Annotated in this window: 18 protein-coding genes; 6 read left to right on the top strand and 12 right to left on the bottom strand. The window is 60.3% G+C overall.

What is annotated here, in order from left to right; genetic code table 11:
- Nucleotides 1-17: 17 nt before the first annotated feature.
- The gene (ectA, locus tag GSF27_RS13470; protein ID WP_160969967.1) at nucleotides 18-515 is read right to left on the bottom strand and encodes a diaminobutyrate acetyltransferase; all 498 of its coding nucleotides are present in this window, start codon (nucleotides 513-515) and stop codon (nucleotides 18-20) included.
- Nucleotides 516-927: 412 nt separating this feature from the next.
- Between ectA and GSF27_RS13465 the strand changes: the two genes are divergently transcribed.
- A complete protein-coding gene (locus GSF27_RS13465) occupies nucleotides 928-1443 on the top strand; it encodes a MarR family winged helix-turn-helix transcriptional regulator (RefSeq protein ID WP_237457567.1) in 516 nt (171 codons plus the stop codon).
- Between the two features lie 20 nt (nucleotides 1444-1463).
- Here GSF27_RS13465 and GSF27_RS13460 read toward each other — a convergent pair whose 3' ends face one another.
- The 4 genes from GSF27_RS13460 to speB form a co-directional block, all read right to left on the bottom strand.
- Nucleotides 1464-2603 carry a GNAT family N-acetyltransferase/peptidase C39 family protein gene (locus tag GSF27_RS13460; protein WP_160969963.1) on the bottom strand — a complete coding sequence of 380 codons (1140 nt, stop codon included), beginning with the start codon at nucleotides 2601-2603 and terminating at the stop codon, nucleotides 1464-1466.
- Nucleotides 2604-2617: 14 nt separating this feature from the next.
- Entirely contained in the window at nucleotides 2618-4069 is a 1452-nt protein-coding gene (locus GSF27_RS13455; protein WP_160969961.1) for a RimK family protein, read from the bottom strand.
- A 3-nt stretch (nucleotides 4070-4072) separates the two neighbouring features.
- On the bottom strand, nucleotides 4073-5191 hold the full coding sequence (locus GSF27_RS13450) for a peptidase M42 (RefSeq protein ID WP_160969959.1): 1119 nt from the start codon (nucleotides 5189-5191) through the stop codon (nucleotides 4073-4075).
- A gap of 237 nt (nucleotides 5192-5428) precedes the next feature.
- On the bottom strand, nucleotides 5429-6319 hold the full coding sequence (speB, locus tag GSF27_RS13445; RefSeq protein WP_160969957.1) for an agmatinase: 891 nt from the start codon (nucleotides 6317-6319) through the stop codon (nucleotides 5429-5431).
- A gap of 249 nt (nucleotides 6320-6568) precedes the next feature.
- On the opposite strand from speB, the gene GSF27_RS13440 reads away from it, so the two are divergent.
- Nucleotides 6569-7006: a bacteriohemerythrin gene (locus GSF27_RS13440; RefSeq protein WP_160969955.1), complete on the top strand. Its 438-nt coding sequence runs from the start codon at nucleotides 6569-6571 to the stop codon at nucleotides 7004-7006.
- 86 nt (nucleotides 7007-7092) lie between these two features.
- Here the strand turns inward: GSF27_RS13440 and nspC are convergent, their stop codons facing one another.
- From nspC to speA, 3 genes are read right to left on the bottom strand one after another with little or no spacing between them, the layout of a single operon-like run.
- The gene (gene nspC / locus GSF27_RS13435; RefSeq protein ID WP_160969953.1) at nucleotides 7093-8277 is read right to left on the bottom strand and encodes a carboxynorspermidine decarboxylase; all 1185 of its coding nucleotides are present in this window, start codon (nucleotides 8275-8277) and stop codon (nucleotides 7093-7095) included.
- Between the two features lie 20 nt (nucleotides 8278-8297).
- Nucleotides 8298-9506, bottom strand: a complete 1209-nt coding sequence (locus GSF27_RS13430) for a saccharopine dehydrogenase family protein (protein ID WP_160969951.1) — start codon at nucleotides 9504-9506, stop codon at nucleotides 8298-8300.
- A 16-nt stretch (nucleotides 9507-9522) separates the two neighbouring features.
- Nucleotides 9523-11463: a biosynthetic arginine decarboxylase gene (speA, locus tag GSF27_RS13425; RefSeq protein ID WP_160969949.1), complete on the bottom strand. Its 1941-nt coding sequence runs from the start codon at nucleotides 11461-11463 to the stop codon at nucleotides 9523-9525.
- Between the two features lie 364 nt (nucleotides 11464-11827).
- On the opposite strand from speA, the gene fbp reads away from it, so the two are divergent.
- Nucleotides 11828-12838, top strand: a complete 1011-nt coding sequence (gene fbp, locus GSF27_RS13420; RefSeq protein WP_160969947.1) for a class 1 fructose-bisphosphatase — start codon at nucleotides 11828-11830, stop codon at nucleotides 12836-12838.
- Between the two features lie 51 nt (nucleotides 12839-12889).
- On the opposite strand, the gene GSF27_RS13415 is transcribed toward fbp, so the two are convergent.
- The 4 genes from GSF27_RS13415 to GSF27_RS13400 form a co-directional block, all read right to left on the bottom strand.
- Entirely contained in the window at nucleotides 12890-13633 is a 744-nt protein-coding gene (locus tag GSF27_RS13415; protein WP_160969945.1) for a molybdopterin-binding protein, read from the bottom strand.
- A gap of 193 nt (nucleotides 13634-13826) precedes the next feature.
- Nucleotides 13827-14141 carry a cytochrome c gene (locus GSF27_RS13410; protein ID WP_160969943.1) on the bottom strand — a complete coding sequence of 105 codons (315 nt, stop codon included), beginning with the start codon at nucleotides 14139-14141 and terminating at the stop codon, nucleotides 13827-13829.
- A 176-nt stretch (nucleotides 14142-14317) separates the two neighbouring features.
- Nucleotides 14318-15088, bottom strand: coding sequence for a hypothetical protein (locus GSF27_RS13405; RefSeq protein ID WP_160969941.1), 771 nt, complete (start codon nucleotides 15086-15088; stop codon nucleotides 14318-14320).
- 59 nt (nucleotides 15089-15147) lie between these two features.
- Complete coding sequence (locus GSF27_RS13400; RefSeq protein WP_160969939.1) at nucleotides 15148-15708, bottom strand: HNH endonuclease; 561 nt, start codon at nucleotides 15706-15708, stop codon at nucleotides 15148-15150.
- A 690-nt stretch (nucleotides 15709-16398) separates the two neighbouring features.
- Here GSF27_RS13400 and GSF27_RS13395 point away from each other — a divergent pair.
- The 3 genes from GSF27_RS13395 (at nucleotide 16399) to dxs (ending at nucleotide 19603) form a co-directional block, all read left to right on the top strand.
- Nucleotides 16399-16644, top strand: a complete 246-nt coding sequence (locus GSF27_RS13395; RefSeq protein WP_160969937.1) for an exodeoxyribonuclease VII small subunit — start codon at nucleotides 16399-16401, stop codon at nucleotides 16642-16644.
- A gap of 62 nt (nucleotides 16645-16706) precedes the next feature.
- Nucleotides 16707-17594, top strand: a complete 888-nt coding sequence (gene ispA / locus GSF27_RS13390) for a (2E,6E)-farnesyl diphosphate synthase (protein ID WP_160969935.1) — start codon at nucleotides 16707-16709, stop codon at nucleotides 17592-17594.
- A gap of 104 nt (nucleotides 17595-17698) precedes the next feature.
- Nucleotides 17699-19603: a 1-deoxy-D-xylulose-5-phosphate synthase gene (gene dxs, locus GSF27_RS13385; protein WP_160969933.1), complete on the top strand. Its 1905-nt coding sequence runs from the start codon at nucleotides 17699-17701 to the stop codon at nucleotides 19601-19603.
- Nucleotides 19604-19609 lie beyond the last annotated feature (6 nt).

Here is a 19609-nt window from a genome sequence, read left to right as displayed (position 1 = left end):
AGGACAGCACCGGGTGATTAGTTCCTGGCCAGCGCGCCAAACGGGCCGATGCAGACCAGCTCCTCGCTGTCGTGCAGGCCCTCAAAGTGGCGCTCGCGGTCCAGCCATACCGCTGCCTCCACCGGCGCCTCGCGGCGCTCGGCGAAACGCTCAAACAGCGCCCAGGAGGCCTGGTTATCCGGGGTGATGGTGGTCTCCATGTGGGTCAGGTCCTCATGGCGATCCACGATGTGGTGCAACATCCGCGATGCCAGCCCACAGCCCCGCGCTGCCTCAGAGACCGCCACCTGCCAGATAAACAGCGTCTGTGGCGCGTCCGGCCTGCGGTAACCGGAGATAAACCCCACCAGCTCACCATCACGCTCGGCGGCGACCGAGGTGGCGGCAAAGTGCCCGCACTGGAGGAAATTGCAGTAGCTGGAGTTGGGATCCAGCGGCGGGCACTGTGCGATCAGGCGATGCACCGCCATACCATCGGCGCGCTGCGGCGGCCGCAATTCAATTCCGTCATTCATTGCAGTTCTTTGAACTCTCTGGGATATATTCTTTAAGTTAGTTTTACATCTAAATGAATATTTAACGACAAAACCCGATTAAACACGCCAAAACCGTGAAATACAGCAAAATCAGGAGTCATATTTATTTAGACATCTAAACATAGTACACTAAATATTATTACAGATCCAATCGCCCCATCCCCCCGGATAGGCCAGAGGGCAGGCAACAGGCCGCAGCCGGTTATGAGGCATGACAGACCAAGGCGCCGCCGCGAGCGGCTGCCACAGGACAACTACACGACAACTACAGAGAGTCCGGGCAGCCGTGAGGCGCACCGGGAAGATCAGTATGGGAGATATGAAAAGCAGTAGAGATATAGACCCCCACCGCTATAATGTGCCGCTGCAACTGAACGGCGGAGAGCTGATTTTGAACAGCATTGAAGAGGTGCTGGTGGCACTGAGGCGGGTGATCCGGGCGACCGACCTGCACTCCAAGCACCTGGCCAAGACCACAGGCCTGACCGCGCCGCAGATCCTTCTGCTGCAGACCATTCGCGACAAGGGTGAAGTGACTATTGGCGAGCTGGCGACAGAGATGAGCCTCAGCCAGGCCACCGTCACCACCATTCTCGATCGCCTGGAGAAACGGGAGCTGGTCTACCGGGAGCGTTCACGGGAAGACAAGCGCAAGGTGCACGCCCACCTCACGGACGCCGCCCTGGAAACCCTGAAAGACGCCCCCATGCCGCTGCAGGATCAGTTCGCACGGCAGTTTGCCGACCTGCAGCCCTGGGAACAGACCATGATCATCTCCTCCCTGCAGCGGGTGGCGCAGATGATGGATGCCCAGCACATCGACGCCTCACCGGTACTGGATATCGGCACCCTCGACCGCCACGACACCCATTACGAAACCAACGACGCCTACCGCGACGACACCTGAGCCGGCCGCAACCGCCAATCTCAGCCCAGCACCACCGCCGCGCGCAGGCGTCCGGCACCAAACGCCGTCATGCGATCAAAGTCATCGCGGGCGATGGGCAGATACTGACAATCGATAGCCTGCTGCTCGGTGGCCAGCTCCGGATCATGGAGATAGAAGCAGTGCTCGTCCATGCCGGTCAGCGTCACCCAGTGGGGCGCCTTTTTGCCATCCAGGCGATAGGTGCTGATCAACATCAACACCGCCCGCCCTGACTGCAACAGCTCCGCCAGATCCTTCTGACCAATATCGCAATAGTGGACAGGCACCTGCTGCTGCACCGCCCGCGCCACAAACTGTTCGTGCACCAGGGTAATAATGTCTTTCTTGTGGGCGGTACGCACCCCATCGATAAACAGCGGACCATGGGTATTGAGATAGACCTCAGCGCGACAGCCACGCTGTTGCGCCGACAGTGCCAGCCCCACCGGGTGGCAGCCGCCATGACCGGAGGTCATGAAGATGGTGGTGGCCTCGCGCCACAAATCCAGCTCCAGGCCGCGATCCATCACCAGGTCGGAGCCGAGGCTGGCCATGGCCATCATCAGCGCCGCCGGACCACAGGTAAATTCGGTGGTCTGGGCGTACCAGGGTGTCAGCCGCTGTTGCGGATCCCGCATGCGCTGAATCTTTTTCTGCATGCGCAGCGCATCGTCGTGATCTTCGTAGTAGTCGAAGTATTCACCAAACACCTGATAACCGCAGGCCTGGTAGAGATCAATGGCACGCTGGTTGCGTTTGGCTACTTCCAATCGCATATAGAGCCGCCCACGGGCAGCCGCCCCCTTCTCCAGCGCTTCCATCAACTGCCGCGCCACACCGAGACCGCGGGCCGCCGGTAATACCGCCAGCGAATAGAGTCGCGCCAGGCGGGTGCCCTTGTGCAACCAGGCCAGGCCATATCCCAAAAGGTCTCCGCCCGCTTCAGACTCACTGCGCTGCGCCACCAGCAGCAGCGCATGACGGGCCTTGAGCCAGCGCCGGAAACTGCGCCGACTGAGGCGGTCACTGCTGAAGCACTGCTGCTCGATGGCCAGCAACTGGTCGACATCCTCCTCCGTGGCCGCCCGCAGCTGCAGTGGCGCAGACTGTGCTTCGGGCTTTACCTCCTTACTGGTCATGCCACGCTGCACGCTCAACGTCCCCGCGCCTCCAGCCGGCGCTGGAATTCAGCCATGATCTGCATGTACAGCTCGTTGCCCAGGTAGGCGTCCTCCACCTTGTAGTCGATGCTGGGGTTGTCATTTACCTCCAGCACATAGGCCTTGCCATCCAGCTCCTTCACATCGACACCGTAGAGACCATCACCAATAATGCGCGCTGCCTTCAGGGCCGCATCCAGCACACACTTGGGCACCTCAAACGTCGGCAGGGTTTCAAAACCGCCGGAAGAGAAGCGCTTGGAGTCGTGGTTGTAGATCTGCCAGTGGTTGCGTGCCATCAAATAGCGACAGGCGTAGATCGCCCGGCCATTGAGCACGCCGATGCGCCAGTCATAGTCGGTGAACAGATACTCCTGTGCCAGCACCAGCGCACTCTGCTGCAGCAGCTCCTGCAGCTTGTCCACCAGCTGGCCGCGATCCTTCACCTTGAACACACCCCGGGAAAACGATCCCTCCGGCATCTTCAGTACCAGCGGGTAGCCAAAAGCCTGCTCCAGCATCTCCACACTCCGCTCACCGGCATCATCCACCACCAGGGTTTTCAGGCTCGGCACCTTCTGGTAGCTGAAAGCATCGTGCAGGTAGACCTTGTTGCAGCAGCGCAGGATCGACACCGGATCATCAATCACCACCAGGCCCTTCTGCTCCGCCTTGGATGCCAGCCGATAGGTGTGGTGGTCAATGGCGGTTGTCTCACGGATAAACAGCGCGTCGTAATAGGCGATGTTTTCGATTTGAGAGATCTCTAACGGCTCGGCATTGATACCGTGTTTTTCCGCCGCCTTTACAAAACGACTGATGGCCTCGCGACTACTGGGCGGTACTTTTTCCTGGCTGTTCACCAGGATCGCCATATCCCAACGTAAACGCTTGCGCTTGCCGCCGATGCGCCAGGAGTTCTGCATAAACTCCCACAGGTCGGCGAGAAACTGCTCCCGCTCCCGCCCTTCCAGCGAAGAGTAGGAGTGACAGCTGACCCGCAGGCGAATACCACTGCCGGCCGGCTCCAGGGTCAGCTTCAGTACCGGCGCCGGGAACTGCTGAAACACCTTGCGCGCCAGTTTGCGCAGCGGCTCTGATGCGGTGCGCCCGAAGCAGACCAGATGCTCCTGTGCGGCCGCAATGGACCCCATGGCTGCCAGTTCAGTTTTGAACTGCGCACTGACATCGCCTTCATCACCGGCGCGCAGGCCGTTAATGGTTTTGACACTGGGCAACACCTGGTGATCGCGAGCCTCCGCCAGCAGCGAACAATAGTAGCCCTTGCTGAGGTAGGTCTCGGTATCGCACAGGTTGATAATCCGGGTTTTGGGCTCGTTCAGTTTCGGGTACTGATGCAGGTAATCCTGGAAACTGATGGCGGTTACGGCTTTGTCAGCGGGCAACTCCAGCTCGCCATCGAGCACAATCAAGGTCTTGAACATGGGTTACGCCTTATCTGTCTGTGGCCCGCAGGAGAGCCGTTTTAAAACTTCAATAAATGCCGCCACGGCTGCCAGCGGAGCCGTCTCCGACATGGTGTGATAGCCGGAGGTGGGGATCTGCAGGGTGGTGCCATCCACCAGGCCGTTGGAGGCCTTGATAATGCGCCCCATCTCCGTAGACCCCAGTGACATGGGATCAAGCCCCTTGTTCTTCAACTCCTGGTTATTCTGTTTGACGTACTCATCCTTGTACTGGGTTACCACCCCCAGTTCGGCACACAGCCCCGCCAGCACCCGGGTCAGGGGCGCACTGAAGCCGGCATTGGCGTCCTGGTTGCGCAGCACCAGCTGTTGCTGGCTGGCGGCCTCAAACGTGGGAAAGGGACTGGTATCCACCACGATCAGCTGGTTGGTGGAACCACCAAAGCGGCGGAACCACTCCAGCAGGTAGCGCCAGCTCTTGCCCGCCTCTTCCTGAGCGGTAAAGAACGCCGTGCCCTCAAACCCCAGCTCAAACAGGTAGACCAGCACCGCCGCCGTCAGCACATTGTCCAGCTGACCAATCAGCGCCTCATCGGTGACCCGCAGGTTATCGAGAAACGCCACCGGCGTGCCGGCCACCAGATGATCCATCCCCTCCAGGGTAAAGATCAGGTTGTTGCGGAACTCGCAGATGTGCGCCTCGCGAATAGCGCCCTTGCCGCGATAGGCCCCGGACCAGGGTTCATAGGCGTAGACTTGCTCGCCACTGAAGCGATCCACGATCTTGCGCATCAGCTGCTCATCTACCGAGTTCCCCAGCAGGTCAGAGCGGGCACCGGCGACGAAGGCCGCGTACTGGAACTCATTGGGGCCGGTACAGATAAGACCGTGGCGATCAATGTGCGCGGACAGGAACAGGCGCTCGGCATTGCCGCGCTGGGCCACCAGCAACCCTTCGTACCAGGTAACGGTCGCGCCGCGCTCTTCCAGCTCGCGCTGCAGCACACGGAAAAAGGAGTGTTCGGCCCCCACCACGGACGGGTGGCGCAAAAGATTGGAAAGCAGGTTGAGAAAATCCACCGGCAGACCTGCGCGGGTGGCGGCGTAAAAACGATCGGCGATAAGAGAGGAATCGTTCATTGGCGAGAAGTGCGTTACCTCCGGAAGGTATCAGCAAGTGTAGTGCGATATGGGGAAAACAGGGAACCGCAGAGCGGGTGAGCGCGGCGGACGAGCGTCGCCGCGGGCACAGATGTTAGCGGCCAACACGCGCCTCTGCTAACAAGGATTTTTTGTAGCCAGGAACAGTGTTGCTTGTGAAAACCCGGGGCCTCCCCTCTCCATCGGGGGAAGGGAGTACCCCGGGACAAGCGGGCGTCAGTCGCGATTGCGCTGCACAATCCCCATCATCTTGTAGGTCAGCAGGGCGGCGGAGAATTCGTAGGCATGAAAGCCGTCGATGGGCGCCAGCTCCATGATGTCGAAACCGATAATATCCCGCTGCTGGGCCACCGCCTCAAACAGCGACAGGGTCTGGTACCAGCTCAAGCCACCCGGTACCGGGGTACCGGTGGCAGGAAAGACGGAGGGGTCGAGCCCGTCCACGTCCAGGGTAAAGAAGACCTTGCTGGGAAAATCTTCCGGCAGCTCAAAACTGGTGACGTTTTTCGGTACCAGCACCTCCGCATCCAGGTGTTTTACACCGTAGACCTTGCGGGTCTTCGACTCCTCCTCGCAGAAGGCGCGGATACCCAGCTGGAACAGGGGGATATCCTCATCCACGATGCGTTTCATTACCGAGGCGTGACTGTAGGGGTTGCCCTCGTAGGCGTCGCGCAGGTCAGCGTGGGCGTCGATCTGCACCACTCCAAAGTCCTCCACACCGGCCGCCAGCAGGCCGCGAATCACACCGATAGTGACAGTGTGCTCGCCGCCCAGCACCACCGGGAACTTACCCGCACGAACAATGGCCTCGGTAGCCGCAGCAATGCGCTCCACTACCGCTTCCGGCGTGCCATCGGTATCCACCGGCGGCAGGGTGTGAATGCCCTCGCGGCAGGGATGCCCCTTGCCGTCCCAGGTCTCCAGCTGCCAGGAGGCCTGCAGGATGGCCGCCGGCCCTTTGGCAGTGCCGCCACCGTAGGAGACCGACTCTTCATAAGGTACCGGCAACACATGAAAGGCAGCCGCATCCGCTGCCGGGTGCTCAAACTCGGAGCCGAGGAAGACCGGATAACCGGGCGCTACCAACTGATCAAACTCTTCCATCTTCTGTTCCTCTACGGCTTGTCACGCCTTGAATATTGCCTGTGCCGCGCCTCTGTCAGGCAGCGGAACGCCGCTTATCCGGCCATCTGTAAAACTGCTCAAAGGCCGCCATGTTTATGATTCAGATCAATGAATTGCTGTGGACGGCCATCACTTATGACGCCAAAATTGCCCTCACAGATAATATGGATATTGCTGTTTAACGACTAAAAATAACAGGCAACACCACACCATTGCAGGAAGGTAATCATGGCTAAAATGTCTTGGGATGACTCACTGAACACCGGAATCAACATCATTGACCACCAACACCGGGGGATAGTGGACTATATCAATCAGCTGCACGATGCTGCCGTGGCTGAAGACCGCGAGCAGATCACCGAAGTCTTTCAGGGGCTGATCAACTACACCACCTCACACTTCGCCTTTGAGGAGGACCTGCTGGAGCAGAACAGCTACCCGCTGCTCGGCGCCCACAAAAAAGTGCACGCCAGCTTCGTCAACCGCATCCAGAAGTACTACCAGGCTCACCAGGCCGGCAAAAACGTCGCCAAGGCCCTGTCCGGCGAGCTGCAGATCTGGCTCACCACCCACATTAAAAATGAGGATGGCGACTATGCCAGGAACGTTCAGATCAAGGCGCCCACCGGCTCCCTGCTGAGCCGCATGGTATCCCGCTTCTTCTGATCCCCCTCCGCGGCCGCTGTCCTGCCAACAGCTGCACCATCAGGGATAAACCACAGGCGCTGGCCGCAAAAACCAGGCCCGAAGTATCAGGACAAGCGCTCCTTAAACGCCTCGTATCCAAACTCCCGCACCACCCTCAAGCTGTCATTGCCAGAGTTCCAGACAGCGATCGCCGGCAAGCCAATACCATTAAATGTAGTCGTCTTGACCATAGTGTAGTGCGCCATGTCATCAAACATCAGGCGCTGGCCAATCGTCAGCGGGCTGTCAAAGCTGTAATCACCCATCACATCCCCGGCAAGACAGGTCTGCCCACCCAGGCGATAGGTATGCGCCTTCTCCCCGGCTTCGCCGGCACCCCAGATCTGCGCCCGATATGGCATCTCCATGGTGTCAGGCATATGGCAGGTGGCGGAGGTATCGAGGATGGCCAGGTCCATCTGGTTGCAGGCCAGGTCCAGCACCTCGCTCACCAACACGCCGGAGTGGATGGCCACCGCTTCGCCGGGCTCGAGGTAGACCTGCACATCGTAGCGCTGCTGGAACTCGCGGATGCGGGCAATCAACCCGTCCACATCGTAATCCGGTTTGGTGATGTGGTGACCACCGCCAAAATTAACCCACTTCAGTGTTGGCAGGATATGACCAAACTGCTCTTCCACCGCCGCCAGGGTGCGATCCAGCGGACCGAAGCCCTGCTCACAGAGGGTGTGGAAGTGAATGCCGGACAACCCTTCCAGGCTCTGCCCGTCAAAGGCGTCGCGCACAATGCCCAGGCGACTGCCCGGGGCACAGGGGTTGTAGATATCAGCAGCACCCTCGGAATGCATGGGATTCACCCGCACACCAAACTCCAGCTCCGGACGCAGTGCTTTCGCCTCCTGAATCAAAGGCTGGAAACGCTGCCACTGGCCAAAGGAGTTAAACACCACATGGTGTGAGATTTTCAGGATCTCGCGCAGGTCTGCCTCGGTGTAGGCGGCGCTGAAGGTGTGCACCTCGCCACCAAACTCTTCAGCCCCCAAACGAGCTTCATAGAGCCCGCTGGCGCAGGTACCGGTGAGATAGCGACTCACCAGCGGCGCCAGGCTGAACATGGAAAAAGCCTTCAGCGCCAACAGCACCTTGGCACCGGACTCTTTCTGCACCCGGTCGAGAATTTTCAGGTTGCGCTCGATCGCCACCTCGTCCACCACATAACAGGGGGACGGTACCCGGGTCGGGTCAAAGGTGGCGAAGGTGTCGCAGTTGATCTGGCCGTGAATATCCATGCTCAATCCAATCCCGCGACTTAAACCAGCTCGTAGCCAGGCTCTTCAATAACTTGCCAGGGCAGGCCGTGACTGTTGAGGTCAGCCATAAAGGCGTCGGGATCCAGCTGTTCCATGTTCCACACACCATCCTGCATCCACTTGCCTTCGATCATCATCTTGGCACCGATCATGGCGGGTACACCGGTGGTGTAGGAGATGGCCTGGGACTGCACTTCTTTGTAGCAGTCCTGGTGATCTTTCACCTGGTAGACGTAAACCGTCTTCGGCTTGCCATCCTTGATGCCGGTAACCACACAGCCGATACAGGTCTTGCCCACGGTACGGGGACCGAGGGTGGACGGGTCGGGCAGCAGGAACTTGAGGAACTGGATCGGTACGATTTCGGTACCGTTGAAGTTCACCGGCTCGATACCGGTCATACCCACGTTGCCCAGCACCTCCAGGTGCTTCAGGTAGCTTTCGCCAAAGCTCATCCAGAACTGCGCTTTTTTCAGGGTCGGGAAGTGCTTGACCAGCGACTCCAGCTCTTCGTGGTACATGCGGTAGATGTTGTAGGTACCCACCTCATCCGGACAGGTGAAGCTCTGGTGCAGGGACATGGCCGGAGTGGTAACGAATTCGCCATTCTCCCAGTGACGGCACTCGGCGGTCACTTCGCGGATATTGATCTCCGGGTTGAAGTTGGTGGCGAAGGGGTAGCCGTGGTTGCCACCATTCACATCGATGATATCCAGCGTGTGGATCTCGTCGAAGTAGTGCTTGGCGATATAGGCGGTAAAGACGTTGGTGGCGCCGGGATCAAAGCCGGAACCCAGCAGCGCCATCAGGCCCGCCTGTTTGAATTTGTCCTGATAGGCCCACTGCCAGCTGTACTCGAATTTGGCGGTGTCCAACGGCTCGTAGTTGGCGGTATCCAGGTAATGCACGCCCGCTTCCAGACAGGCATCCATAATGGTCAGATCCTGGTAGGGCAGCGCCACGTTGATCACCATAAACGGCTTCAGCTCATTCAGCAGTGCCACCAGCTCCGGCACATTGTCGGCGTCCACCTGGGCGGTTTTGATCTCGCGCCCCTGGGTTTCCTTAATCTGTGCAGCAATAGCATCGCACTTGGATTTGGTACGACTGGCCAGGGTGATGTCCGTAAAAACGTCCGGCAACTGCGCACACTTGTGTGCCACTACCTGCCCAACGCCACCGGCGCCAATGATCAATACTTTAGCCATAGCGGTTCCCCTTAACTTAATAAACTTCTTTTTCGTAGTAAGTGTAGCCTTGCAGGCTCTCGCTGAAGCGCTTCACGATCTGCTGGCGCTCGCGCACGGTGATGCGCCCTTCGCGCACCGCGCGCTCGGCGGTGTTGCGATAACGCAACAACACATCCTTGGGATCGTACTCCACGTAACTCAGTACATCGGCGACGGTATCACCGTGAATCTCCTTGACGAATTCGTAACTGCCGTCGCGATTCAGGCGCACGCTGACCACGTTGGTATCGCCAAACAGGTTGTGCAGGTCACCCAGGGTCTCCTGATAGGCGCCCACCAGGAACACACCCAGGTAGTACTCCTCGCCATCCTTCAGGGCGTGCAGGGAGAGCGTCTTGTTGCTGCTCTCCACCGGATCAATAAAGCGATCGATCTTGCCGTCACAGTCACAGGTGATATCCGCCAGCACCGCCTGACGGGTGGGCACCTCCTCAAGACGGTGAATGGGCATAATGGGGAACAGCTGGTCGATGGCCCAGATATCCGGCAGCGACTGGAACAGGCTGAAGTTGCCGTAGTAGATATCCGCCAGCGAGGTTTTCAAACCCTCCAGGTCGGTGGGTACGCGATCCATGGTTTCGGTCTGCGCCACCACGCCGTGGAGGATCTCCAGGAACAGGTTCTCGGCCACCGCGCGGGTGCGCAGGTCGATCTGGCCGCGACGGAACAGCTCCCGCACCTCCTGGCGATGGAAGTGGGCGTCGTTGAAGCACTCCTGGGCGCTCTCCTGGCTGAGGTACTCCAGCACCTCCCGCATCTGCGAGATCTGCGGGTGCTCATCCTCGCGGAAAGGCTCGCTCTGGGTAGGCTCAAACAGGTTGACGTCGAGGATGTTGAACAGCAGCACCGAGGAGTAGGCCACGGTAGCGCGACCGGATTCAGTCACGATAGTGGGGTGCGGCACGCCATACTCGTCGAGGGTATCGCGGATGGTCTCCACCACGTCGGCGCAATACTCTTCCAGCGAGTAGTTACGACTCTGCTCGCCACTGTTGCTGGCGCCGGTGTAGTCCACCGCCAGGCCGCCACCCAGGTCGATATAGGAGAGCGCCGCGCCCTCGCGACGCAGGTCGGCGTAGTAGCGACACGCCTCCACGATACCACCACGGATATCACGGATATTGGGAATCTGGGAGCCCAGGTGGCAGTGCAGCAGCTGCAGGCAGTCGAGCATATCCTCTCGCTTGAGCTGGTCCACCACGTCAATCAGCTGACTGGTGGTGAGACCAAACACACTGCGATCGCCGCTGGTGGTGTTCCAGTGACCGCTGACGCGGGTGGTCATCTTCACCCGCACGCCAATGCAGGGCGAAACACCCAGCGCCCGGCTGCGCTCAATAATAATGGGCAGCTCGGTAGGGGTTTCGATGACGAAAATACAGATAAAGCCGAGCTTGCTGGCCTGCAAACCCAGTTCAATGAATTCGGAATCCTTGTAGCCGTTGCAGATAATCAGGCTGCCGGGCTCTTCCAGCGCCGACAGTGCCGCAATCAGTTCCGGCTTGCTGCCCACCTCAAAGCCGTGCTGGTAGCGCTTGCCGAAGTCGGCAATCTCCTCCACTACCTGCGCCTGCTGGTTGACCTTGACCGGATAGACCCCGCGGTAGATATTCTGGTAACCGGCACCCTTGATGGCTTCGCGAAAGGCGTTGTTGAGGCGGAACAACTGGGCGTCCAGGATGTTCTCGATCCGCAGCAGCACCGGCATATGCAGGTCCCGCTCTGCCAGCCCCTTGACGATGTCCAGGATAGGCACATCGGCATTCAGGGTCTTGGCGACCACCAAACCATCGTCGTTCAGGGCAAAGTAGTCGTTGCCCCAGCGGTCGATGCCGTACAGTTCCGCGGCCTGTGCCACGTCCCATTGAATATCATCCAACTCTTCCGATCCTCCCGGTATTTCACCAGTAAACATAGGGAATTGCCCGACCCCCGGCCGAGCAGGCGCGCAATTCTGCATGAAAAACAGGCAGCGCACCACAGAAAATTTGAGCCCTCCGCGGCCCACTTCCGGGGTGCCTGTTGACCCCTTTTCAGGGTAGTTGAAACCTGTGACAAAGTGACTGCAGCCAGCAGAACGCCAACCTCGCTGGCCGCCGTCCCACCCCCGCTTCCTGAGGGCGCAGAGCGACCATTAAACGGCAAAAACCACCACCATGCAAAACCGGCCACAGGCACCGCCGGCATGACAGTTATCCCCCTTTTCATTGACAATTGCGCCGCAGCTGGGACACTACACTCCTCAGGAAAAGCAGTCCGCAGGATAACAAGAGCCCTCTATGCAAATGACCAAGACTCTCGGCGAATTCATCATTGATTGTCAGGCCGAGTACCCGGAAGCCACCGGCGCCCTCACCAACATCTTCTCCGCCATCCGCCTTGCCGCCAAAATCGTCCATCGTGAGATCAATAAAGCCGGCCTGGTCGACATCACCGGTGCCGCAGGACTGGAGAACGTCCAGGGCGAACAACAGCAGAAGCTGGACGTCTACGCCAATGACAAATTCAAGGCTGCCCTGGCCGCCCGCGGCGACGTCTGCGGCATTGCCTCCGAAGAAGAAGAGGAGTACGTCTATTTTGAGGAGGGCCACAGCCCGGACGGTCGCTACGTGGTGCTGATGGACCCGCTGGACGGCTCCTCCAATATCGACGTTAACGTCTCCGTAGGCACCATCTTCTCCATTTACCGTCGCGTCTCCCCGGTGGGCCAGCCAGTGACCGCCGAGGACTTCCTGCAGCCCGGCGATCAGCAGGTAGCCGCCGGTTATGTGATCTACGGCTCCTCCACCATGCTGGTCTACACCACCGGCAATGGCGTCAACGGCTTCACCTTCGACCCGAGCCTGGGCGTGTTCTACCTGTCACACCCCAATATGCGCATTCCCCAGGAAGGCAAGATCTACTCTATTAATGAAGGCAACTACATCAACTTCCCGGCGGGCGTGAAGAAGTACATCAAGTACTGCCAGGAGAAGGATGCGGCCACCAACCGCCCCTACACCTCGCGCTACATCGGCTCACTGGTGTCCGACTTCCACCGCAACATGATCAAGGGTGGCATCTACCTCTACCCGCCCACCCACAGCCACCCCAACGGCAAGCTGCGCCTGCTGTATGAGTGCAACCCCATGGCGTTCCTGGCGGAGCAGGCCGGTGGCAAGGCGGTGGCCGGACCGGACCAGCGCATCCTCTCCCTGCAACCTACCGAACTGCACCAGCGGGTACCGCTGGTGGTGGGCTCTACCACCATGGTGGAGAAAGTGGAGAGTTTCCTGCGCGAAGACCAGTAAACCTGGCAACCTGTCAGTGACCGGCTACCGCCGGTCACTGACACCGCCCGTTCAGGCCCGGTACCACTCCAGCCCCAGAGACGGCAGACCGGCTTTCATTTTGGCAAACGCCTCCTTGGCCAGCAGTTGCGGCCCCTTCACCCCCAGTTCAATACGCGGATTCTCATCCATCACCGGCAGGCTGAAGACCTTGACGCCGGCGTACTCCGCCATCAGCTGCTCCATCAACGGAATGATGCGACTCTCATTGGCCCCCTTCACAAACAGGGAATACTCGCGATAGCCAACATCGCCCATATCGGCGTAGTGGGTATCCAGCACCCACTCCAGCATGGGCCAGGCCATCTGCGGAAAACCGGGGACAAAGTGGTGATGCTGAATGCTGAAGCCGGGAATCTTGTTCACCGGGTTGGGGATAATGTCGCAGCCTTTGGGAAATTCGATCAGGCGGTAGCGCTCGGCGGTCAACTCCTTGCCGGTATCGCGGGAAAACTGCTCCATCAATTCCACGCCAAAAGGGTGACGCTCGGTCACGGTACCCAGGGCCTCCGCTACCGCCTCACGGGTAAGGTCGTCCGGCGTAGCGCCGATACCGCCCGTGCTCAACACCACATCGCCGCGGGCGAAGGAGTCCCGGTAGCAGTTGACCAGGTCCTCGCGATCATCACCCATCACCCGCGCCCAGCTGAGACACAGGCCGCGACTGGTGAGCATCTTCACCACCCGCGACAGATGCTGGTCCTCGCGACGACCTGAGAGGATTTCGTCCCCGACTATAACCAGACCAATTTTCATAGAGCAGGCTTTCCCCCTGGTAAATTCACTGACAGCCAACGCGCTGCCGGGCTCTGGTTACGGAGTATATGCCAAGATGGTTGCCTCGCTCAGCTTCCGCTTCCGCCGGTGCCCCCAAATCCCTTGCCGGCAGACATAAAAAAAGGCGGCCCCGGAAGAGGCCGCCTTTCAACAGTGAAACAATAACCCCAACTTACTTGAGGGAGGCGTAATAAGCCGACACGTTGGCAATATCGGCATCGCTCAGGGGCGCGGCCATACCGGTCATAATCGGCGCCTGACCACCGGTACGCTGACCATTCTTGTATGCCTTGATGGCCATCTCGAGGTACTGGGCATTCTGGCCCGCGAGATTGGGGTACATGGGAATCATGGCCTTGCCATCAGCACCGTGACAGGCGGCACACACGGTGGTGGCTTTCTGCTTACCGGCTTCCAGGTCTGCAGCCTGGGCCATAACGGGCAACGCGGCCAAAGCCAGGGTGGAAATCATCAGGGACAGTTTCATCTTCTCTCTCCAGCGGTTGTTTTAATATACAGGCGTTCGAATTCTTCTGCGGCACAGCGGCCTTTTTTCAATGTCCGGCAGAATAGCAAAAAGTATACGGCGACAACCACCAGCAACCCCTGCCCGCCTTTGATATGGATCAGGGATATGGATCAGACCAGGGCCCTCAATCCCGCCTAGCGCCGCACGTAGACCCAGTTGCTCTCCTTCTGGTCACACACCCACAACAGCTCTCCCAGCGGACTGCACCAGCTGATATCCCGCGGCAGGGCCGAGCCATAGCGGTTCTGCACCGCCAGCCGCTGCTTGTCGCTCTTCAGGTACTCGAACATACGGGCAAAACGCCGGGAGGGGCTTTCACCCCGCTCTGCGGCGCTGCGCCAGACGTGGTGAAACTTGGTGTAACTCATGGTCGAGGCCCCCAGCCCTATGGAGAGCATGGCCTCAATATAGCGCCGGTAGTTGTCGATCATGTCCGCGCGATCGCTACTGGCCACCTCCTCCAGCAACAGCTGGTTACCCGTCTCCAGCGCCCCCTCTTCAAGGCGGCTGTTGGGCAGGTTGCCACTGAGCTTGAACTCCTGGTCACCACACAACAGGGAGTATCGTTGCAAGCGGCAGTTCTTCTGTGGCACCACCGCAGGCGCCGCCTCTCTGACAGTCTCCTGCGTTACAATCGGCGGTGCAGCCGGGTGCTCCGGCAACCCGGAGACAGGCTCCGCATCCGGCAACTGCAGGCCGGCACGGTGTGCGGGGCGGCTCAGCAACAGGCGCTGGGTGGACGGCGGATTGCGGCGAAAATCGGCCCAGGCGGGCAGCGTCTCACCCCGGGCCTGCAACTGACAATAGACCTGCTCCAGTGACGTGCGCGGCTCGCAGGCCATGGCCGGCAAAGCTACCCACAGCCCCAGCAATAACCCCGGCAGCAGCGTCCGGCGATTGAGCATCAGCAAATCTCCCCCAACAGATGTATTTCCGGCCGCAGCATCCCCCAGCCGTGAGCGGGTTACAAGTGTGTAAGACGATTGAACTGCGGCCGCAGGTAAGCCACCTGGTCCTCGCGGATGCGGCTGCCGTTGACCAGGGCCAGGTATTCGGCCGGATTGGGGCGATAAGGCAGGGCAATCAGTTCCATATCCGTCTCCTGCAACAGGCGATTACCCTTGCGCTGGTTGCAGCGGCGGCAGGCGGCCACCACATTTTCCCAGCGATCCCTGCCGCCACGGCTGCGGGGCATGACATGATCCCGGGAAAGCTCCCGGCGATGAAAATAGCCGCCGCAATAGAGACATTGGTGATTGTCGCGGGCAAACAGCGCCGGATTGTTCAGCGCCGGTGCGCTGCGATGGGGGGCCAGACGGCTGCCACCACAGGCGATAATGGCCGGCAGCTGCATCGTACTCAGGCGCCCGGTAAAGCGGTTGTGCCCGCCCCTGACGGAGCGCACCACCCCGCCAAGGCTCCAGAGCACCAGCTCGCGGGCGTAAAGACAGGCTGCCATCTGCCACTCCACCCACTCCAGGGGCTGACCGGCGGCATTGAGGCGAAGGATACGGGCATCACTCATACTCGGCATTCTCCTGGGAACGGGATGACCAGAAAAAAGATCACGAAGCTGAATCGGCGGGGGAGATGGGCTGTTGCCCGGTGACGGCTACTGCCGCGACGACAATCCGAAAGCGACCCGGTGGCCGCGAGCCGGCCTGAACAGCCAACCCTTATCGGGGTATTGCAGAAGAAGGCGAGCCCTCCATCTGAACAGGTTTTAAACAGTCCGATGCAATATCCGCCAGCCACTGGCAACTGTCAAGCGTCTCTCCGGACGGTGGCCGGTTGTGCACAGGGGCGCCCTGTCAAACCGCTATCACCCGGGCATAAAAAAGCCCCGCCGGCATCCTGCCGACGGGGCCTCATACTCACAGGTGCTTTGCCTATGCGTTACCCTAAGTCCCTTGTGTTTGCAGCTACGTTCCTTTCCCTGCCGCTGGCGTCCCTCTATCCCTGTAACCGGTCTGTACCGGGCATCCCTGTGTTGCTTCCTGCAACACTGATAATGATAGACCAATTTAAAAGAAGTAAAAGGCGACATTCACTTTCTGTTTTGTGAGACATGTCTCACAAAACCGGCCTTACCAATTGGCGCATAACCCAGCATAGGCCGCCCGCCCAGCGCCGGCCCCCAAAGCCCGGGAGCGTTGACCTGCCATGCGCCCTTCGGTAGGGTTCGCACTTCCCAATCTGTCGACGAGGTCCCCCTGTGGCCACCAAGAAAAAAGCCGCCGATTTTGAGCAGTCTCTGCAGCAGCTGGAAGCGCTGGTGACAGAAATGGAGAAAGGCGAGCTGAGCCTGGAAGAGAGCCTGGCCGCCTTCGAAGCCGGTATCCGCCTGACCCGCGAATGCCAGACCCGCCTGACCGAGGCTGAGCAGAAAGTACAACTGCTGCTGGAAGAACAGGGGCAGCTTACCGCCCTGCCCCTTGATGACGAGCAGGATCCCGCCTGACCTGCACCGACCTGTCCAGTCGCTACTGACCTGACCGATCGCTACTGAGTAGACCCACCCCGATGAATCCGGCTTTTAACGAGTTTCTGCAGAGCAGCCAGCAGCGCTGCGATACCGCCCTGACCGAGTGGATGGAGCGCGATCACTGCGGCGCTCCGCAGCTGCTGGCCGCCATGAAGTACAGCCTTCTCAGCGGCGGCAAACGGGTGCGCCCACTGCTGACCTACGCCGCCGCCATGGCGGTGGGCGGCATCAACACCGCCACCGATGCCGCGGCCTGTGCCCTGGAGGCCATCCACGCCTACAGTCTGATCCACGACGACCTGCCGGCCATGGACGATGACGACCTGCGCCGCGGCCAGCCCACCTGCCACATCGCCTTTGACGAAGCCACCGCCATTCTCGCCGGCGACGGCCTGCAGGCACTGGCGTTTGAGCTGCTGGCCACCGCACCCGGTATTGAGGCCGCCACCCGCGCCCAGCTTATGGCACAGCTGGCTACCGCCGCCGGCCCCGCTGGCATGGTGGGAGGCCAGGCCATTGACCTGGCGGCGGTAAACCAGCAACTGACGCTGGAGCAGCTGCAACACATGCACAACCTCAAAACCGGCGCCCTGATCAAGGCCGCCGTGCTGATGGGGGCCATCAGCGCCGGCGCCAGCGAGCAACAGCTGACCAGCCTCGCCCGTTACGCCGATGCCATCGGCCTCGCCTTCCAGGTGCAGGATGACATTCTGGATGTGGTGGCTGACACCTCCACCCTGGGCAAACCCCAGGGCTCCGATATCTCCCACAACAAGCCCACCTATGTATCTCTGCTGGGGCTGGATGGTGCCCGCGCCAAGGCCCGGGACCTGCTGAACCAGGCCCTGGCCGCTTGCGATGCCCTTGGCAACGAGGCAGAGCAGCTGCGTCAGCTGGCCCGCTATATTGTCGAGCGGGGCAAGTGACGCGACCGGCCGCTTGCCCCCATAAGTGGCATTAGCACTAGGCAAGTGGGGCCTATCCCCCTAGAATTCCCCCTCTATCAGCCCGAAAGCAGCCTGCCAACCTGATGTTTAAAGAGATCCCCCTGTCCCGGCCAGTTACCCCACTTCTGGATACCGTTACCACTCCGGAAGATTTGCGCCGCCTGGAGGAAAAGCAGCTGCCGGAGCTGGCGCGGGAACTGCGCGAATACCTGCTCTACAGCGTCGGCCAGACCGGCGGCCATTTCGGTGCAGGCCTGGGTGTGGTGGAGCTCACCATCGCCCTGCACTACTGCTACAACACCCCGGAAGACCGCATCGTCTGGGACGTGGGTCACCAGACCTACCCCCACAAGATTCTCACCGGTCGCCGCGAGCAGATGCACAGCATGCGCCAGCAGGGCGGGCTGGCCGGCTTTCCCAAGCGTAGCGAGAGCGACTACGACACCTTTGGCGTGGGCCACTCCAGCACCTCCATCAGTGCCGCCCTGGGCATGGCACTGGGATCGGAGATGGCCGGCAGCGACCGCAAGCATGTGGCAGTGATTGGCGACGGCGCCATGACCGCCGGCATGGCCTTTGAGGCCCTCAACCACGCAGCGCACACAGAAACCGACCTGCTGGTGGTGCTAAACGACAACAACATGTCCATCTCCCGCAACGTCGGTGGGCTGGCCAACTACTTCTCCAAGATCTGGGCCAGCAAGTTCTACACCGGCCTGCGGGAGAACAGCAAGCGTGTGCTCTCCAAGATTCCACAAGCCTGGGAGCTGGCCCGTAAAACCGAAGAACACATGAAAGGCATGGTGTCCCCCGGCACCCTGTTTGAAGAACTGGGCTTCTATTACATTGGCGCCATCGACGGCCACGACCTGGATCGTCTCACCCACGACCTGCGCAACCTGCGCGAGCTGCCCGGCCCGAAACTGCTGCACATTATCACCCGCAAGGGCAAAGGCTTTGTACCGGCCGAAGAAGATCCGGTGGGCTATCACGCGCTTAACAAAATCGAGCCCAAGCCCAAGGTTCAGGTGGCGGTACCAGTGGCGAAAAAGCCCAAGTACCAGGATATTTTTGGTCAGTGGCTGTGCGATATGGCGGCCGCGGACGACAAGCTGGTGGCCGTTACTCCCGCCATGTGTGAAGGCTCCGGCATGGTGGATTTTGCCGAGCGTTACGCCGACCGTTTCTACGACGTCGCCATTGCCGAGCAGCACGCGGTAACCCTGGCCGCAGGCATTGCTTGCGAGGGGCAGAAGCCGGTGGTGGCCATCTACTCCACTTTCCTGCAGCGCGCCTACGACCAGCTGGTGCACGACGTTGCCATCCAGAACCTGGATGTGACCTTTGCCATCGATCGCGCCGGCCTGGTGGGCGAAGACGGCCCCACCCACGCGGGCAGCTTCGACCTCAGCTTCCTGCGCTGCATCCCCAACCTGGTGATCGCCGCCCCCAGCGACGAAAATGAGTGCCGCCTGCTGCTCTCCACCGCTTACCAATTCGCCGGTCCCGCCGCCATTCGCTATCCCCGCGGCACCGGGCCCGGCACAGTGATCGACACCGGCCTGGCCACCGTGGAGATCGGCAAAGGCCTGCTGCGCCGTCATGGCGAGCGGGTCGCCATCCTCAACTTTGGCACCCTGCTGCCGGCCGCCCTGGAAGCCGCCGAGACGCTGAACGCCACGGTCTGCGACATGCGTTTTGTGAAGCCACTGGATCGCGAGCTCATCAGTCAGATGGCCGCCAGCCACGAACTGCTGGTCACGCTGGAAGAGAACAGTACCGCCGGTGGCGCAGGCTCCGCAGTCATGGAGTACCTGGCCGAACAGGGGTTCAACACGCCGGTGATGCCTTTTGGCCTGCCGGACCGCTTTGTGGATCACGGCAAACATCAGGCGCTGCTGGATGAAGTGGGCCTCAACGCCGCTGCCATCATCGAACGGGTACGTACCCGCCTGGCGCCAATGGGTAGCCGCGCGTCCGCCTCCTGAGCCCCA

This window comes from Pseudomaricurvus sp. HS19, assembly GCF_009857815.1.
Lineage (GTDB): Bacteria > Pseudomonadota > Gammaproteobacteria > Pseudomonadales > Cellvibrionaceae > Pseudomaricurvus.
This window is presented reverse-complemented; position numbering and strand designations above follow the sequence as displayed.

Excerpts from the sequence above, each read along its gene's own strand:
- GSF27_RS13400 (WP_160969939.1), bottom strand. The coding sequence starts at position 15,708 with ATGAGTGATGCCCGTATCCTTCGCCTCAATGCCGCCGGTCAGCCCCTG.
- speA (WP_160969949.1), bottom strand. The coding sequence starts at position 11,463 with ATGTTTACTGGTGAAATACCGGGAGGATCGGAAGAGTTGGATGATATT.
- GSF27_RS13450 (WP_160969959.1), bottom strand. The coding sequence starts at position 5,191 with ATGAACGATTCCTCTCTTATCGCCGATCGTTTTTACGCCGCCACCCGC.
- speB (WP_160969957.1), bottom strand. The coding sequence starts at position 6,319 with ATGGAAGAGTTTGATCAGTTGGTAGCGCCCGGTTATCCGGTCTTCCTC.
- nspC (WP_160969953.1), bottom strand. The coding sequence starts at position 8,277 with ATGGATATTCACGGCCAGATCAACTGCGACACCTTCGCCACCTTTGAC.
- GSF27_RS13455 (WP_160969961.1), bottom strand. The coding sequence starts at position 4,069 with ATGTTCAAGACCTTGATTGTGCTCGATGGCGAGCTGGAGTTGCCCGCT.
- fbp (WP_160969947.1), top strand. The coding sequence starts at position 11,828 with ATGCAAATGACCAAGACTCTCGGCGAATTCATCATTGATTGTCAGGCC.
- dxs (WP_160969933.1), top strand. The coding sequence starts at position 17,699 with ATGTTTAAAGAGATCCCCCTGTCCCGGCCAGTTACCCCACTTCTGGAT.
- GSF27_RS13410 (WP_160969943.1), bottom strand. The coding sequence starts at position 14,141 with ATGAAACTGTCCCTGATGATTTCCACCCTGGCTTTGGCCGCGTTGCCC.
- GSF27_RS13405 (WP_160969941.1), bottom strand. The coding sequence starts at position 15,088 with ATGCTCAATCGCCGGACGCTGCTGCCGGGGTTATTGCTGGGGCTGTGG.
- GSF27_RS13440 (WP_160969955.1), top strand. The coding sequence starts at position 6,569 with ATGGCTAAAATGTCTTGGGATGACTCACTGAACACCGGAATCAACATC.
- ectA (WP_160969967.1), bottom strand. The coding sequence starts at position 515 with ATGAATGACGGAATTGAATTGCGGCCGCCGCAGCGCGCCGATGGTATG.
- ispA (WP_160969935.1), top strand. The coding sequence starts at position 16,707 with ATGAATCCGGCTTTTAACGAGTTTCTGCAGAGCAGCCAGCAGCGCTGC.
- GSF27_RS13415 (WP_160969945.1), bottom strand. The coding sequence starts at position 13,633 with ATGAAAATTGGTCTGGTTATAGTCGGGGACGAAATCCTCTCAGGTCGT.
- GSF27_RS13460 (WP_160969963.1), bottom strand. The coding sequence starts at position 2,603 with ATGACCAGTAAGGAGGTAAAGCCCGAAGCACAGTCTGCGCCACTGCAG.
- GSF27_RS13430 (WP_160969951.1), bottom strand. The coding sequence starts at position 9,506 with ATGGCTAAAGTATTGATCATTGGCGCCGGTGGCGTTGGGCAGGTAGTG.